Origin of the sequence: Leptospira gomenensis, from assembly GCF_004770155.1 — a bacterium.
In the GTDB taxonomy this organism is placed as follows: domain Bacteria; phylum Spirochaetota; class Leptospiria; order Leptospirales; family Leptospiraceae; genus Leptospira; species Leptospira gomenensis.
In genome coordinates, this window is sequence record NZ_RQFA01000032.1 from 58154 (window position 1) to 72121 (window position 13968).

The 13968-nt window shown below is 46.6% G+C and carries 16 protein-coding genes and 1 pseudogene; 8 read left to right on the plus strand and 9 right to left on the minus strand.

The genetic code is table 11. The features are described 5' to 3' along the window. Positions 1–45 precede the first annotated feature (45 nt). Positions 46–747, plus strand: a complete 702-nt coding sequence (locus EHQ17_RS06980) for a purine nucleoside phosphorylase YfiH/LACC1 family protein (RefSeq protein ID WP_135592392.1) — start codon at positions 46–48, stop codon at positions 745–747. Here the strand turns inward: EHQ17_RS06980 and EHQ17_RS06985 are convergent. From EHQ17_RS06985 to EHQ17_RS07000, 4 genes are read right to left on the minus strand one after another with little or no spacing between them, the layout of a single operon-like run. After that, entirely contained in the window at positions 744–1151 is a 408-nt protein-coding gene (locus EHQ17_RS06985) for a response regulator (protein WP_135592394.1), read from the minus strand. The genes EHQ17_RS06980 and EHQ17_RS06985 overlap by 4 nt on opposite strands. A gap of 12 nt (positions 1152–1163) precedes the next feature. After that, positions 1164–2240, minus strand: coding sequence for a 3-isopropylmalate dehydrogenase (gene leuB / locus EHQ17_RS06990; protein ID WP_135592395.1), 1077 nt, complete (start codon positions 2238–2240; stop codon positions 1164–1166). A 16-nt stretch (positions 2241–2256) separates the two neighbouring features. After that, entirely contained in the window at positions 2257–3477 is a 1221-nt protein-coding gene (locus EHQ17_RS06995) for an aspartate aminotransferase family protein (protein ID WP_135592396.1), read from the minus strand. Then, positions 3474–5237, minus strand: a complete 1764-nt coding sequence (locus EHQ17_RS07000; RefSeq protein ID WP_135592397.1) for a phospho-sugar mutase — start codon at positions 5235–5237, stop codon at positions 3474–3476. Before EHQ17_RS07000 ends, EHQ17_RS06995 begins: the two co-directional genes overlap by 4 nt. Before the next feature lie 96 nt (positions 5238–5333). Between EHQ17_RS07000 and EHQ17_RS07005 the strand changes: the two genes are divergently transcribed. Next, complete coding sequence (locus tag EHQ17_RS07005; RefSeq protein ID WP_135592488.1) at positions 5334–5699, plus strand: hypothetical protein; 366 nt, start codon at positions 5334–5336, stop codon at positions 5697–5699. Next, a complete protein-coding gene (locus EHQ17_RS07010; protein ID WP_135592398.1) occupies positions 5699–6814 on the plus strand; it encodes a pyridoxal phosphate-dependent aminotransferase in 1116 nt (371 codons plus the stop codon). The genes EHQ17_RS07005 and EHQ17_RS07010 overlap by 1 nt, the downstream gene beginning before the upstream one ends. 220 nt (positions 6815–7034) lie before the next feature. Here the strand turns inward: EHQ17_RS07010 and EHQ17_RS07015 are convergent, their stop codons facing one another. The 5 genes from EHQ17_RS07015 to EHQ17_RS07035 all read right to left on the minus strand — a co-directional run bounded on the left by EHQ17_RS07015 (position 7035) and on the right by EHQ17_RS07035 (position 9774). Continuing rightward, the gene (locus EHQ17_RS07015; protein ID WP_135592399.1) at positions 7035–7463 is read right to left on the minus strand and encodes a TRL domain-containing protein; all 429 of its coding nucleotides are present in this window, start codon (positions 7461–7463) and stop codon (positions 7035–7037) included. A gap of 12 nt (positions 7464–7475) precedes the next feature. Next, positions 7476–7811 (minus strand): TRL domain-containing protein, encoded by a 336-nt coding sequence (locus EHQ17_RS07020; protein ID WP_135592401.1) that lies wholly within the window; start codon positions 7809–7811, stop codon positions 7476–7478. Positions 7812–7819: 8 nt separating this feature from the next. After that, positions 7820–8245: a TRL domain-containing protein gene (locus EHQ17_RS07025; RefSeq protein WP_135592403.1), complete on the minus strand. Its 426-nt coding sequence runs from the start codon at positions 8243–8245 to the stop codon at positions 7820–7822. An 11-nt stretch (positions 8246–8256) separates the two neighbouring features. Continuing rightward, complete coding sequence (locus tag EHQ17_RS07030; RefSeq protein ID WP_135592405.1) at positions 8257–8592, minus strand: TRL domain-containing protein; 336 nt, start codon at positions 8590–8592, stop codon at positions 8257–8259. Positions 8593–8976: 384 nt separating this feature from the next. Further along, entirely contained in the window at positions 8977–9774 is a 798-nt protein-coding gene (locus EHQ17_RS07035; protein ID WP_135592407.1) for a hypothetical protein, read from the minus strand. A gap of 390 nt (positions 9775–10164) precedes the next feature. Here EHQ17_RS07035 and rpmB point away from each other — a divergent pair, with 390 nt between their 5' ends. From rpmB to uvrC, 5 genes and pseudogenes are all read left to right on the plus strand, one after another. Then, the gene (rpmB, locus tag EHQ17_RS07040) at positions 10165–10446 is read left to right on the plus strand and encodes a 50S ribosomal protein L28 (RefSeq protein WP_135592409.1); all 282 of its coding nucleotides are present in this window, start codon (positions 10165–10167) and stop codon (positions 10444–10446) included. After that, a complete protein-coding gene (locus EHQ17_RS07045; RefSeq protein ID WP_135592411.1) occupies positions 10397–11092 on the plus strand; it encodes an endonuclease III domain-containing protein in 696 nt (231 codons plus the stop codon). The genes rpmB and EHQ17_RS07045 overlap by 50 nt, the downstream gene beginning before the upstream one ends. A 9-nt stretch (positions 11093–11101) precedes the next feature. Next, positions 11102–11524: an acyl-CoA thioesterase gene (locus EHQ17_RS07050; protein WP_135592413.1), complete on the plus strand. Its 423-nt coding sequence runs from the start codon at positions 11102–11104 to the stop codon at positions 11522–11524. A 3-nt stretch (positions 11525–11527) separates the two neighbouring features. After that, positions 11528–11935, plus strand: a pseudogene (locus EHQ17_RS07055) (peptide chain release factor family protein); the annotation flags it as partial. Positions 11936–12100: 165 nt separating this feature from the next. Continuing rightward, positions 12101–13930 (plus strand): excinuclease ABC subunit UvrC, encoded by a 1830-nt coding sequence (gene uvrC / locus EHQ17_RS07060; RefSeq protein ID WP_135592417.1) that lies wholly within the window; start codon positions 12101–12103, stop codon positions 13928–13930. The last annotated feature ends 38 nt before the right edge of the window (positions 13931–13968 follow it).

Below are 13968 nucleotides of genomic sequence, written 5' to 3' on the forward strand. Positions count from 1 at the left end.
CTTTAACGGTGGTAAGATCGGTACCCGTTTGTACTTTCGGACTCGATGGCGCTGAACCGTTTGTTTCCGATTGCCGGAGGAAAAAAAATCAGGATTCTCGTTTTAGGAAAACGGGAACTTCCGGAAGGATTTTTGGAGACGGATTCACAGAAAAAAGAAATCCGTAAACGGACGGATCTTCCGGCTTCGGACGTTTATATTCTGGGTCAAGTGCACGGAGATCGAGTTCTGGATTTTGACAAATCGGACCCGAATCAAAGTCCGGAAGGGGATGCTTGGTTCGGTCTTGGTTCGAACCGGATTTTATGTATCAAAACCGCGGATTGTATGCCCTTATTTTTTTGGTCGGAAACATCCGATCGTTTTGCGGCGGTCCATTCCGGTTGGAAAGGAACGTTAGCCGGAATTTCGGAAAAAACCCTTTCTACGACGTTTCCTTCCGAGACGCTCCGAGACGGTTCCTTGCGGGGTTTTCTGGGACCCTGTGCGCGTGAGTTTCGTTACGAAGTGGGAGAGGACGTGGCTTCTCTTTTCCGGGCCGAAGATCCGGATTGTCTGTCCCCGACGGGAAATGGAAAGTTCCTTTTGAATTTGGAAAAATTTCTGAGATTCCGTCTGGAAAAACGAGGTATAAAAATCGTTCTCGAATCTTGCGGAATCGACACGTTGGAGGAAGGTTCAGATTTCTTCAGCCACCGAAAAAAGGAGAACGGAAGAAATCTGAATCTGATTTGGAAAGAAGATTAGACTTTTGGAATCTTTTTTACCGCCGCGTTGATTTTCTCCAAAACCTTTTCCCGTTTGATCGGTTTCGGAATGTAATCCAAAGCTCCGTGATCCAGTAGATTTTTGATGACCGCGGGAGTATTTTCCTCGGATACGATCACGATTCTAGGAAGAACCCCTTTGTCTTTGATCTCGAAGAAGGCCGCGTATCCGTCCATCACGGGTAGATTCAAATCCAACGTGATCAGATCCACCAAACGATGTTGGTCGAATAGTTTGACGAGTTCTTTTCCGTTTTCCGCGAAACCGATCACTTGATATCCTTCCGACTCCAGAATCTGAGCCAACTGTTTCGCTTGGAATCTGGAATTCTCCGCGACTAAAACCTGGTACGGTCTTCCGTTTGGCGCTACGCCTGCTTTCATACTTTACCTCTTTCAAAGAAAGGATTCGATGATCCGTCCGATTTCTTTCGTATCAACTACGGTAGAACCGGATTCCGCGATGTCCTTCGTTCTTTTTCCGCTTGCGATCGTTTTCCGAACCGCCGTTTCGATTTTGGAGGCTTCCTCTTCCATCGAAAAGGAATAACGGAACATCAACGCCGCGCTCAACACCTGGGCGATCGGATTCGCGATCCCTTTACCGGCGATGTCCGGAGCGGAACCTCCGGAAGGTTCGTATAAACCGAAACCGGATTCGGATAGGGAAGCGGAAGGCAACATTCCGATCGAACCGGTAATGATCGACGCTTCGTCGGACAGAATGTCGCCGAACATGTTTTCGCAAAGAACCACGTCGAACTGTTTCGGATTTACGATCAACTGCATCGCCGCGTTGTCTACGTAAAGGTGATTCAATTGGACGTCGGAAAATTCCTTCTTATGCAGTTCGATCACCACTTCTTTCCAAAAAACGGATGTGGTGAGAACGTTCGCTTTGTCTATGCTTGTCACTTTATTATTTCTTTTGCGAGCGGCCTGGAACGCGACCCTTGCGATCCTTTCTATTTCCCGCCTGGAATATTTCATCGTGTCGTATGCGAATTCTTCCGCGCCCGATCCTTCCCGGCCTTTCGGTTGTCCGAAGTAAATTCCTCCGGTCAATTCGCGCAGAATCAGAATGTCGAGTCCGTCTCCGATGATGTCGGAACGCACCGGGGAAGCGTTTTTTAATTCCGGATAAATGATGGCCGGTCTTAAATTCGCGAAAAGATCGAAGTGTTTGCGCAACGGAAGAAGCGCTCCTCGTTCGGGCTGTTTTTCCGGAGGGAGATTTTCCCACTTCGGACCGCCGACACTTCCGAATAGAATCGCGGAGGATTCCTCGCAGAGTTTGAGGGTTTCCGGCGGAAGAGGATGTCCCGTTTTGTCGATGGCGATTCCACCCACGTATCCTTCCGGAAACGTAAATTCGGAAAATTTCGCCCCGAGTGCCTTTTGTACTACGGAGAGCGCTACCTCCATTACCTCCGGGCCGATTCCGTCTCCGGAGAGCACTGCTACTTGTTTCATTCTTTTTTGGATCCTTTTAATTTTGTTTGAGTACGGATTCGAAAATGTCCAATCCTTGGTTTAAAAATTCGGGCGATATCGTGAGCGGAGGCATGATTCGAATCACCGTTTCCGCGGTGGAATTCATTACCAAACCGGCTTTGAGACAGGCTTCCACGACGGGTCGGGAAGGTATTTTGAGTTCGACTCCGATATGAAGACCTCTTCCCCGAACGTCGGCAATGACCGGATAACGTTCTTTCATTTCGTTCAACCGGGAGAAGGCAAGATCCGAACAAACGTTGACGTTGTTGAGGACCTCTCTGGTTTGAATGATTCGGATCGTTTCGTAGGCGACCGCCGCCGCGAGATGATTTCCGCCGAACGTAGATCCGTGGGAACCTACCGTGAATAAGTCCTGATATTTTTCGGCCACGACCAAGGCTCCGATGGGAAATCCGGAACCGAGTCCTTTGGCCAAGGTCATAGCATCGGGACTAAAACCGGTCGTTTCAAAGGCGAATAACGTTCCCGTCCTTCCCATCCCGGTTTGGATTTCGTCGAAGATCAGTAGTGCGTCGTTTTCGGCGGTCAATTCCCTGGATAGAGTCAAAAAGTTTTTGCTAAGAGGGATGATTCCACTTTCACCTTGGATCGGTTCCTCGATCAATGCCACGATCCTTCCCTGATATCTTTCGAAAGCGGCGACTAACGCTTCTTCGTTGTTAGGTTCCACGAATTCGATTCCCTTCAACAAATCGCCGTAACCTTTGCGGATTTTATCCTGACCGGTAAGGCTCATACCGGAGACGGATCTTCCGTGAAAGCTGTTCTCCAGAGAAAGTAGGATCGGGTCGTTGATACTTCTGGAATACGCGTATTTTCGAGCGAGTTTAAAGGCCGCTTCGATCGCTTCCGTTCCCGAGTTGGTCAAAAACACTTTTCCCGGAAAGGAATTTAGAATCAGTAGTTCGGCGAGTTTGGACGCTTCCTCCGAATAAAAAAGATTGGATGTATGAAAGAGTTTATCCGCTTGGGTGCGGACCACTTCGATGATGTCCGGGTCCGCTTGTCCCAAATTGGTGACGGCTACGCCGGAATGAAAGTCTATGTACTGTTTGTTTTCGAAGTCGAAGAGCAGCTCGTTGACCCCGTATCGAAACGCTACGTCGTATCGAGAATACGTGCCGATCAGATAACGTTCTGCAAGTTCCTTGGTGTGTTCGAAAAGTTCCTTGGGAATTTCCGCTTCGTTCATAAAAGTCCTGCCAATTGTAAAAATATTTCTTCGGAAATTCCGATTTCGGAAAGAAGTTCCGCTTTGAGTGAAACGATTTCGTTTGCGGATTGCGGAGCAAAACGGCTTTGAAAGGAGGAATAAATTTTGATCTTAGGTTCCGTTCCGGAAGGACGGATGGTAAGTTTTGCGTTGCCTTCCAGAACGACTTGGATGACGTCCGAAGAGGGACAACCGGAGAACGCGGATTTGGAAACGTTTCCTTTGGCGGCTTTGGTTTTGTAGTCCAGAACTCCCACGATCTTTCGTTTGTGGATCGTCTTACCCAATAGATCCGTGTTACGCAGAGATTCCAGGGATTTACGGATTTTCTCCTTACCCACGCTTCCTTCCAGAGTAAGAGATTTCAAACCTTCCTGAAAAAGTCCGTATTTCAGATAGATGGAATCCATGTAGGAAAGGAGATCTTTTTTTTCGGCGAGAATCTCCAAAAGCAACAACGCCGAGGAAAGGGAATCCTTATCACGCACAAAGGAAACGGGAAGATATCCGAAGGATTCCTCTCCGCCGAAAAGGAAATAGTCGGTTTTACTTTTGTCCAGTTTGGCCATCACCTGAGCGATGAACTTGAAACCGGTCAGGACGTTTTTGTATTTCACCTTGTTCTTTTTGGCGATGATTTCCTGAAGATCGGTGGTCACGATCGTTTTGATCAAAACGGCTTTTTTCTTTTTTCGGGAGGAGGAATAGGATTCACATAGATAAGCGGCCATGATCGAACCGATCTGATTTCCGTTTAACAGAACGTAGTCGCCGTTTTTGTCTTTGACGCCTATGCCCAAACGGTCGGCATCGGGATCGGTCGCGATGAACGCGTCGGCCTTTTTCGTTTTGGCGAATCTACGGGAAAGTTCCATCGCCTCGGGCTCTTCCGGGTTCGGATATTTTACCGTGGGAAATTCTCCGTTCGGATCCTTTTGTTCCGGAACTAGAAATACGTTTTTGTACCCGAATCCGTTCAAAAGTTCCTTCATGGATTTTCCGCCGGTTCCGTGTAACGGCGAATAGACGACTTTCAGAGAGGTTCGGTCTTTCGGTTTGAGCGCGGCGGATAAAATTCCCGATCGGGCCAATTCCTTTTTGTAGGAGGAAAAACAATCCTTTCCCGCCGATTTCACCATCTTTTTGTACAGAGGGTCCTTGGAGGAAAGAAGGGGAATCTCTTTCCAATCGGAGACGGATTCAATTCTTGCGATGATTTTTTTGTCGTCCGGCGGAACCAGTTGTCCTCCGTCGGAAAGATACGCCTTAAATCCGTTGTATTCCGGGGGATTGTGAGAGGCTGTGATCACGACTCCTCCGGCAGCTTTGTAATAACGGACTGCGTACGACAAAAGCGGGGTAGGAGTAACTTCCGAAAAAAGAACTACGGAAACTCCTAAGGAAGCGGCCACTCCCGCGGTCACTTCCGCGAACTCCTTGGATCTTCTTCTGGAGTCGTAGGCGATTACGAGTTTCGCTCTTTTATTTTTTTTTGCGAGATAACTTACGAAACCCAATGCGGCCCGACCCACGGTGAACTCGTTCATTCTACCGATACCGTTTCCGAGTTTTCCCCGCATTCCGCCGGTGCCGAATTCCAAAGGGATCGAAAACGCTTCTACATCCAGACTGGATTCTCCTTTTTGAAATCGTTCCAAAGCGGTTGCGGCTTCTTTGCGAACGGATGCGGGAAAGGGTTCCTGGGTCCAAGAGCGAATGAGGGATTCGGGGTGAGTCATGTTAGCAACGATTCCGAGATTTTTTTTACGAGGATTAAATTCATAAAAATCGGGTTTCTCTGAGGTTCAACCCTAATTTTGGCCGATCCTAAAAGTATGGAATCCTATGAGTTCAACCAAGACGAAAACAGGGAGTTTTTATCTCTCAGCAGAGTGTTACGTGCCGCTTCTTTTTCCTTTTTCTGCTTAACCGGGGTTTGTTTTTTTTCCGCATTTACGGCGGGAGATTTCGGAAGACTGTTTTGGTTTGCGGTTCCCGGTGTTTTGTTTTTTCTGGCCGGGGTTTGGAGTTTTAGCGCAGGCATTTCCTTCAAACGGATTACGGATACGAAGGGAGAGGATTTGGATTATTTACGGATCGGGCTAAAGAGTTTACGAATCCACTTTTGGATTCAGATCACGTTCGGATGTTTCGCCGTTTTGTTTTTATTGGGAGGAGCGATCGTCACTTTGTTGTCCTGATGGAGCCGAGGGAATTTTATATCGAGGACCGTCTCGAACGATATCGTACGAATGCGCCTTGTAATTTGGGCGAAAGCGGAATCCGAAATCTCAACTACGGAGAGTTGTTGCGACGTCTGGAAATTCTTCCGGAAGAATGGAATGATATTTCTTTGGAGGATTCTCCCAACCGCGGAGGAGCGAAGTTACGGGAAGAAATCGCGAAATTGTATCCAGGAATCGGACCGGAAGAGGTTTTGATTACGACAGGAACCGGAGAGGCTCTCTACATACTCTTTCGGCTCCTTTGCGAACCGGGAAGTTCCGTGTCGTATTTTTATCCCGCCTTCCAAGCCTTGTATGAAATCCCGAAACTCTGCGGAGCGGATCTCCATCCTGTGTCGGTTTTATCCTCGTTTTTGGAACGGAAGACTTCTTTTCTTTCCTCGAATCTGATCGGGGAATTATTCCGTGAGGGAAAGGATTTGGCGATCATCAATCATCCTCACAATCCAACCGGACTTTCTTTGGACGTTAACGCGGCGGAGGCGATCCAAAGGGAATCGATTCGACATTCTGGTTGGATTTTATTCGACGAACACTATCGGTTTTTGGATTATCACAACGAACTTTCCTGGACGGGCGCGGGCGTGAATTCGAAAAGTGTCGCCACCGGATCCATCACGAAATGTTTCGGAGTGATGGGACTTAGGATCGGTTGGATGATCGGACCGGCGTCTTTGATCGAAAAGGCGAGATCGTTTAAGGATTATTTAACCCATACGGTTTCTCCCATTTCCGAATTTCTGACTCTAAAAATTTTGCAAAAAAGAAAGGAATTGTCGGAACGAATCCTCGACGATTTAGTTTGCAATATTCAATATTTTGAATCTATATGGAAAGAGTTGCCCGGACTTAAGGATTTCGTCTCGCCTGGAGGAGGAGTGGTGTCTTTTATTCCTTTGAAAAAGGGAATCAATTCCTCGGAATATGCGGATTTACTAATGAATCAATGCGGAGTTTTTGTATTACCCGGAAGGGATTTCGAAGCGGAAGGATGGATTCGGATCGGTTTCGGGGAGACTCCGGAACGTTTTCGAGAGGGAATCGATCGTTGGAAACGTTTACGTTGGTGAGGATTGTTTTAGGTTTGCCGCAATCCCCATCCTCCAATTCGCTTTTTCGCGATCGGACAAAATGCAATGTTTTGTCCGATCGAACCGGGTTTTAGCGTTCAACCACGGACGTTTGAATGAGACAATTCGAAATGATAGAATTGTGATTATCGGGAGGACCGAGTCAAAAAGCTGCGCTTCCCTAAGGAAGCACAGCTTTTCGTGATAAATCGAAATTCTCTTAGTCGCCGAATACTACGGTGCAGTATCGTGAATAAGGTGCAAAGTAAACGTTAGGAATCGGAAGGATTCCCGGATTCGCGAATTTCGTAGAAATGATCGTTTTAAAACTCACATGTCTGATCTTTTTGATATCTCCTTTTTCAGCGGCTGCTTGCACGGAAGCGTCGCCGGTGGCGAATAGGGGAATTATGAAGGAATGATTGTATCTTGTAACACAAGACATACCCACTTTACTTCCTAAATTTCCATCCGCAGGGTAACTCAAAAGATTTTGATCCAACGTTGCCGGAAAGGTATAAGAACCTAAGGGTTCGAATCCCCCAAAGCCGGTCATCGGATATTTTCCGATAGAAACGCAGTTTACTGAAACGAAAGCTAAAACGAGAAGCGCGAAGGTCAAACGAAAGGGTTGATTTCTTTTTTTCATCTTCTGCTCCTATTAATTTCCGGTCACGATCGTACACAACGATTCTGTAATGACTCCGAAGAGAACCTTACTTTCTTCGTAGCTAATACTGGTCACTTGTGTGATCTTTCCGTCTTTCGCCGCGGTTGGAATCGAAGAATCTCCGACTGCGACTAAACCTAAATAGGAAGATTGGCAAGCCTTACCTTGTTTTGGGCCGATTTTATTAAAGTATTCTTCCGAACGGCCGTTGAAGCTGTAGAAAATACCCACAGAATCCGGTCCGTTTACGCCAAAAGAAATACAATTCCCAAAACCGATGAACAGTAGGATTGCCAAAAAAAGGTAATTAACTTTTTTTTGGATCATAACTTACCTCAGTCTCCGTATGCGATGGTACAATATTTTCCGCTAAAGCCGGGAGGTAAGAAACTCACGTCTCTTTTGGTCTTATAGGCTATCGACTTTACTCTTGCGATTTCACCTTTAGAAGCAGCCGCTCCTACGGAAGCATCGCCCCATGCGATCGGCAGCATAAAGAATAAGTCGAAACGAGTTACGCAAGACATCCCTTGTTTCGTAGAAACGAGAGTCTCCGCATTTTTGTCTGCGTTTTTATCCGCTTTGGCGTCCGCAATTGTGATTACACCGAGTGAGTTGTTGTCGGTAGGGAACGTGTAAACTCCGATCGGCTCGAGTCCGTAAACTGTGTTCATCCTTCCGTTGGCTGTTGACAAACAGTTAACGGACAAAAGAACTACAGCAACGAATACGAGGATCTTGCTGAAAGGTTTGAACTTCATGAAATTCTCCCTTAGTTTCCGGTTACGATGGTGCAGTTCTTTCTATAGATGGATCCCAAAAGAATCTTTACTTCTTCGAAAGCTACGGTGGAAACTTGGCTGATTTTTCCTTCTTTTGCCGCTCCTGGAATGGAAGCGTCACCGAAAGCGATCAGGGTTAAAATCGCGCTCTGGCAGGACTTTCCTTCTTTTGCTCCGATTTTTGTGGAGTATTCTTCGGATCTTGCGATGTCGGAATAAAGAATTCCAGCGGTATCAAACCCGCCGACGCCCATTGTTGCACAGTTTACGATTCCGGTAAACGCGGTTCCGATCAAAAGAAGTTTGAGAAAAAGTTTTTTGTTCATTCTATGAATCTCTCTGAAAATAGTTTAGTGTATCAGTTTTACCGCGATTGAATCTGTCAAATTCCTTTTAGCAAATTTTTCAATAAAACGACATAGGTTTTTCGTATGTGTCTCGTATCGAACAAAAGTTACTCCAAAGATAGACTGTTTCGGTTTCCGGAAAACGATTTAGAATTTTCGAATATACGTCGTTCCGAGAAAACGGATTTCTTTTTAGGTTTACCGATCCTAAGTTTATATATATCCTAATGCGCCGGAAGCGGTCAAAAAAGAGATAAAAAAATGCGGATTCAAACCTGCGAGTTATAAAACGGCGGTTTTTGTGTGTTTGTAGGGGGGAGCGACGTAGTAGATTTATAAAAATGTAATGTTTTTTTTCGATTCTTAAAGGAGATTTTCGAAGATCCGGGAGGCCAGACGCGAAGGATGATAGGTGGAAATTGCGCGAGAGGCGAATAAAGCCTTCCGTTCGGAAGCGGGGATATACAATCGGAATCGTTTTTCTCCTATCTCGAAAAAATCGGAAGAAAAGGGGTCTTGCCATTCCGACTCGATCCTCCACCTGAGTTCCCGCCCGAAAAAGGAGATGTTTTGTTCCTCGGGTGAAGACTTCCAACGGAACGTTTCGTCGAACAAAATCCGTTCCGCCAACCAATCGGGAAGATCCTTACGATCCAACCCTTCGGGCAGTAGGGTTCCTAAATAGTAGAACTGCGGTCGTTGTAGGTCCACGGATTTGTCCGAAGATTCTCTCCAATACCCGGAAGTAAAAAGATCGCAGAACGCTAACGGGGGCGAATAACGTTCCTCATAAAAATCCTGTTTCGAAAAGGAAGCCGCTTTTGCGGCGATCCATCGGATATGAATCTTTCCGGGTGCGCCTTGCCCAATCCAAGCCAATGGAAGCCTATCCTTCCAATCCGCAAACGGCATCGACTCCTCGCCCGTACAAAAAGAATGGAGATAGATTCGATAAGGTTTGGGCGAAGTTAGGGAAAACGAGGACGGGCCTCGTTTCGTTTCCTGTTCCGGTCGGGTCGAACGTTTCCAAGGCGGTCCTTCCCAAGTCCATAAGAAATTTCTAATCTTCTTCCAGAACAGATAGCGGAGATTCTGCGGAAACGGAAGGTTTAGAGTTTTTGTAACGGTTAATTTCTTTTTTCCTCCCGCAAAAGATTTCATTTCCGTTTCCACAGGAAGCGAACCCTCCCAATTTGCGGGAAGTTTTCCCACATGCAAATGGTCCGCATCTCGAAGCGCCCGCCCGATCCGCCGTGGTTCGACGATGGTTTCGGTTCGGAATTCTTCCTGGAAGAGAGACCTACTTTTTTGGGTCCAACGGGTTCGTTTGCTCTGAAGGATGGGACGTAGATTTACGTTCCAGATTCGTTCCCATTTGAGTTGAAGTTTTCGGAAGTAATTGCGAAACATGAGTTGGATGCGGGCAGTCTTTTTTAGGATTCCAAGATTCTCCAGTGAAAAATGAAAAAAGTCTCTTAAAATCGATCCTAAACGCCAGAAAATCGGCGGAAAAGTTGACACGAAACGGGCGCCGTCGATTCTATCCATATTATGGCCAGAAGATGTGAAGTAACCGGGAAAGGAACCGCCTCTGGAAACAACGTTTCCCATTCCCATATCAAGACTAGAAGAACCTGGAAGGTAAATCTAATCAAAAAAAGAATCTTTTTGGAAGATGAAAACCGCTGGGTGACCGTTCGTCTTTCTACCAGAGCTCTTCGTACCCTCCGAAAAAAAGGTATTAAGGCCGCCATCAAAGACAACGGCGGATCCTTAGGCGTTCTTGCCCCGAAAAAATACGCGGGAATTCAAAAGCCGGCTCCAAAAGCCTGATCCTGCGTTTCTCACTTGGTTTTCCCGAATCTTTTCGCTTTTGAGAAAAGAATTCGGGAAAGTCGAAACCCCTCTTCATTACCAAAAAGACTACGAACTTTCGATCGCCGTAATTCTGAGCGCTCAGTGTACGGACGAACGGGTCAACCAGGTTACTCCCGGGTTATTCAAATCCTTTCCCAGTTTGGAATCCTTTGCGGAAGCGGAACTTCCCGAAATAGAAAAACTCATCTTTTCCACGGGTTTTTATCATAACAAAGCCAAATCGATTCGCGGGTTCGCCCGAACTTTGTTAAACGAATTCGGAGGGAAACTTCCTCGGACGATCGCGGAACTCACACAACTTCCCGGGTTCGGACGGAAGACGGCGAACGTGGTTTTGTCCGAAGTACACGGAATCGTAGAGGGGATCGTTGTTGATACCCACGTTAATCGTCTTTCCAAGGTTTTGGGTCTTACCAAAAGCAACGATCCCGTTCAGGTGGAAAAGGATCTGATGAATCTTCTTCCGAAAAAATACTGGCGGGACATTTCCCTCTATCTTATATTTTTAGGAAGAAAGTGTTGTAAGGCGCACCGTACTTTTTGCGAGGATTGTGTTCTCAAAATCGAATGTCCTTCCTCGCTTGTTTTAAAAGGAGATTAGAATATTCTTATGGAAGTTTTTATCGATCAAAAGTTGGAAGGAATGGAATTGGCCACACAACATATCGTCATGTCGAGAGATCTCAATCAGCACGGCTTTCTTTTCGGCGGACAGATGTTGGCTTGGATCGACGAAGGATGCGCCATGTTCGTCATGGAAAAGATTCGTTACTCCAATATCGTTACGGTGAGTATGTCGGACGTCGTGTTTCGCAGTCCTGGCTTGCTCGGCGACATCATCCAGATTTTTTCCAAGATCGATAAGATCGGAAACAGCTCGATCACAATACGAAACACTTCCATCGGAAAAAGCCAAAGAAGAAAGGAACTCAAGGAAATCATCGATTGTAAGATCACCTACGTCTGTTTAGACGATAGCGGAAAACCGTTTCCGTATTTCCGCGATCATTTCGAACTGCAGGATCTAAAGTAGACGATGGCTCTTCGTTTTCCAGTTTCCGCGGAAAAGGAACAAAAACTTGCGGAGCGTATGGACTTTTTGCAGATTCGCGAATCGGATCTAGAAGAAAGTTTTACCAGGAGCGGCGGAAAAGGCGGTCAGAATGTGAACAAAGTGTCCACGGCGGTTCACATCAAACACAAACCCACAGGGATCGAAGTCAAATGTTCCCTCTATAGAACACAGGGCCTCAATCGTTACAAGGCCCGCGCGATCCTCTGCGAAAAGGTAGAAGAGCGTAATTCCAAGACCTCCGGAATCATTTCCGAATCGGACCGTAAACTGATCCGAAACAAACGTAAGGACGCCAAACGAAAAAAGGAAAAATATTCCCGGAAAGGAAAAGGTCCCGTTCCGGTTTCCTCAATCGATGAGGAGAATTTTTTGGAATCCGATTTCCATTCCGCAGAAACGAACCAATCGGATGTTGAAGAAGCCGAGTCGCAAAAAGCCGGTTTTGCCGGCGAAGAGACGGAAAAAACTTCCCGAACTTCGGAAAAAACTTCCGGATACGATTCACTGGATCAAAATCTAAATTAACTTTTTATTATGCCTGAAATCTTGAACCACACTCTGATTTTGGAAAAGATCAAAAACCTGGGAATTTCTCCCGGTTGTTATCTGTGGAAATCCAGAAAGGGCGAGGTTTTGTATGTCGGCAAAGCCAAAAATCTGGAAAAGAGGGTCCGCAATTATCTCAAGGAAAATCATCCCGACGTAAAGACGAGGGCCTTACAAAGGGAAATTTTCGACTTGGATTGGATCGCCACTGGAACGGAAAAAGAGGCTTTGATTCTCGAAGCGACCCTCATCAAAAAACACAATCCTAGATTCAACGTACGTCTTAAGGACGATAAGAAATATCCGTACATCTGCGTTTCCCTTTCGGAACCGTTTCCTATGGTCTATGTTACGAGAAAACTGAAAGACAACGGCGATCGATATTTCGGCCCGTATTCGGACGTGCGTTCCACCCGAGAAACGTTAGACATCATTCTTAGGATTTTTCCGATCCGTAAAACGAGACAAATTCTTCCTCTTCCCAAACCTAGAAGGCCTTGTTTGAATTTCGATATGGGACGTTGTCTGGCTCCTTGTCGCGGAACGGTTTCCCAAGAGGAATATAAAATCGTGGTCGATCAAGTGATTCAATTTTTGGAGGGAAAAAAGGAATCCCTCGCCAGCGATTTGAGTTCGAAGATGAATTCGTATGCGGAGACTTTGGAATTCGAAAAGGCCGCCCGTTACCGAGATATGCTCCAAAGGATCCAAAACTTTCGGGAACGACAAACCGTGGTCAGCACCGACGGAGGAGACGAGGACGTGCTCGGCTTCGCCAGAAAAGAGGACGAGGGACAGGTGGTTCTCCTGGAAATACGAGGCGGAAGGTTGGAAACAAAAAAATCGTTTCCGTTTAAGGGTGTTTTGGGTGCGGAAGATTCGGAAATCCTCGGAGCGTTTTTTCGCGATTATTATCTGAACGCGGTTCTTGTTCCTCCCGTCATTCTTCTTCCTGCGGAAGCGAAGGAGGAGGTTTCTATGGTGGTGGATATCCTTCAGGAAAAAACCGGCTTTCGACCCAAACTCAAATCCCCTCGTTCCGGGGACAAACGTTCCCTTTTGAAACTCGCCGAAAAAAACGCGGAGCTGGGTTTGACCGAACGTCTTTTGGCAACTCATTACCGGGATCAAACCGCGGGACTGAAGGAGATCCAGGAAATGTTCTCCTTGGAAAAACCTCCTCATATCATTGAGTGTTACGATATCAGCCACTTTCAGGGTTCACAACCGGTGGCCAGCGGTGTGATGTTCGTCGAAGGAAAACCTTTCAAACAAGGATATCGCAAATACAATATGAGGGGTTACGACGGAATCAACGACCCGGGTATGATGCACGAGGTGATTTCCAGACGTTTGCAGAGGATTATCAACGAAGAAGGAATTTTTCCCGATCTGATCGTGATCGACGGAGGTCCGACACAACTCACCAAAGCCTGCGAGGCGGCGGTCGAAGCGGGTGCCGAAACGATTCCTATGGTGGGTTTGGCGAAAAAACGGGAAGAAATTTATTTCCCCGGCGACAACGAACCGTTTATCTTCGAAGTAAATTCCCCCGGAATGAAGTTACTCCGACATCTCCGGGACGAAGCGCATCGTTTCGGGGTTTCGTTCCACCGTTCCCGGAGAAACAAGGAGACGATGCGCGTTTTGATTCAGGACGTTCCCGATATCGGATTCAAACGGAGTAAACTTTTACTCCAACATTTTTCCGGAGAAAAAAAGATCGAAGAGGCGAACAAGGAGGAATTGATGTCGGTTCCCGGGATCGGGGAAACTTTGGCAGAAAAAATTCTGAATTCTCTTCGAAAAAAAGAATAAAAACGAGGCCCGCTTACTTCCGAGTCGATCGTTTCCGG

Bases quoted from the DNA above. Each gene is read 5' to 3' on its own strand.
- EHQ17_RS06980 (WP_135592392.1), top strand. From the start codon at position 46: ATGGCGCTGAACCGTTTGTTTCCGATTGCCGGAGGAAAAAAAATCAGG.
- EHQ17_RS06985 (WP_135592394.1), bottom strand. From the start codon at position 1,151: ATGAAAGCAGGCGTAGCGCCAAACGGAAGACCGTACCAGGTTTTAGTC.
- leuB (WP_135592395.1), bottom strand. From the start codon at position 2,240: ATGAAACAAGTAGCAGTGCTCTCCGGAGACGGAATCGGCCCGGAGGTA.
- EHQ17_RS06995 (WP_135592396.1), bottom strand. From the start codon at position 3,477: ATGAACGAAGCGGAAATTCCCAAGGAACTTTTCGAACACACCAAGGAA.
- EHQ17_RS07000 (WP_135592397.1), bottom strand. From the start codon at position 5,237: ATGACTCACCCCGAATCCCTCATTCGCTCTTGGACCCAGGAACCCTTT.
- EHQ17_RS07005 (WP_135592488.1), top strand. From the start codon at position 5,334: ATGGAATCCTATGAGTTCAACCAAGACGAAAACAGGGAGTTTTTATCT.
- EHQ17_RS07010 (WP_135592398.1), top strand. From the start codon at position 5,699: ATGGAGCCGAGGGAATTTTATATCGAGGACCGTCTCGAACGATATCGT.
- EHQ17_RS07015 (WP_135592399.1), bottom strand. From the start codon at position 7,463: ATGAAAAAAAGAAATCAACCCTTTCGTTTGACCTTCGCGCTTCTCGTT.
- EHQ17_RS07020 (WP_135592401.1), bottom strand. From the start codon at position 7,811: ATGATCCAAAAAAAAGTTAATTACCTTTTTTTGGCAATCCTACTGTTC.
- EHQ17_RS07025 (WP_135592403.1), bottom strand. From the start codon at position 8,245: ATGAAGTTCAAACCTTTCAGCAAGATCCTCGTATTCGTTGCTGTAGTT.
- EHQ17_RS07030 (WP_135592405.1), bottom strand. From the start codon at position 8,592: ATGAACAAAAAACTTTTTCTCAAACTTCTTTTGATCGGAACCGCGTTT.
- EHQ17_RS07035 (WP_135592407.1), bottom strand. From the start codon at position 9,774: ATGAAATCTTTTGCGGGAGGAAAAAAGAAATTAACCGTTACAAAAACT.
- rpmB (WP_135592409.1), top strand. From the start codon at position 10,165: ATGGCCAGAAGATGTGAAGTAACCGGGAAAGGAACCGCCTCTGGAAAC.
- EHQ17_RS07050 (WP_135592413.1), top strand. From the start codon at position 11,102: ATGGAAGTTTTTATCGATCAAAAGTTGGAAGGAATGGAATTGGCCACA.
- uvrC (WP_135592417.1), top strand. From the start codon at position 12,101: ATGCCTGAAATCTTGAACCACACTCTGATTTTGGAAAAGATCAAAAAC.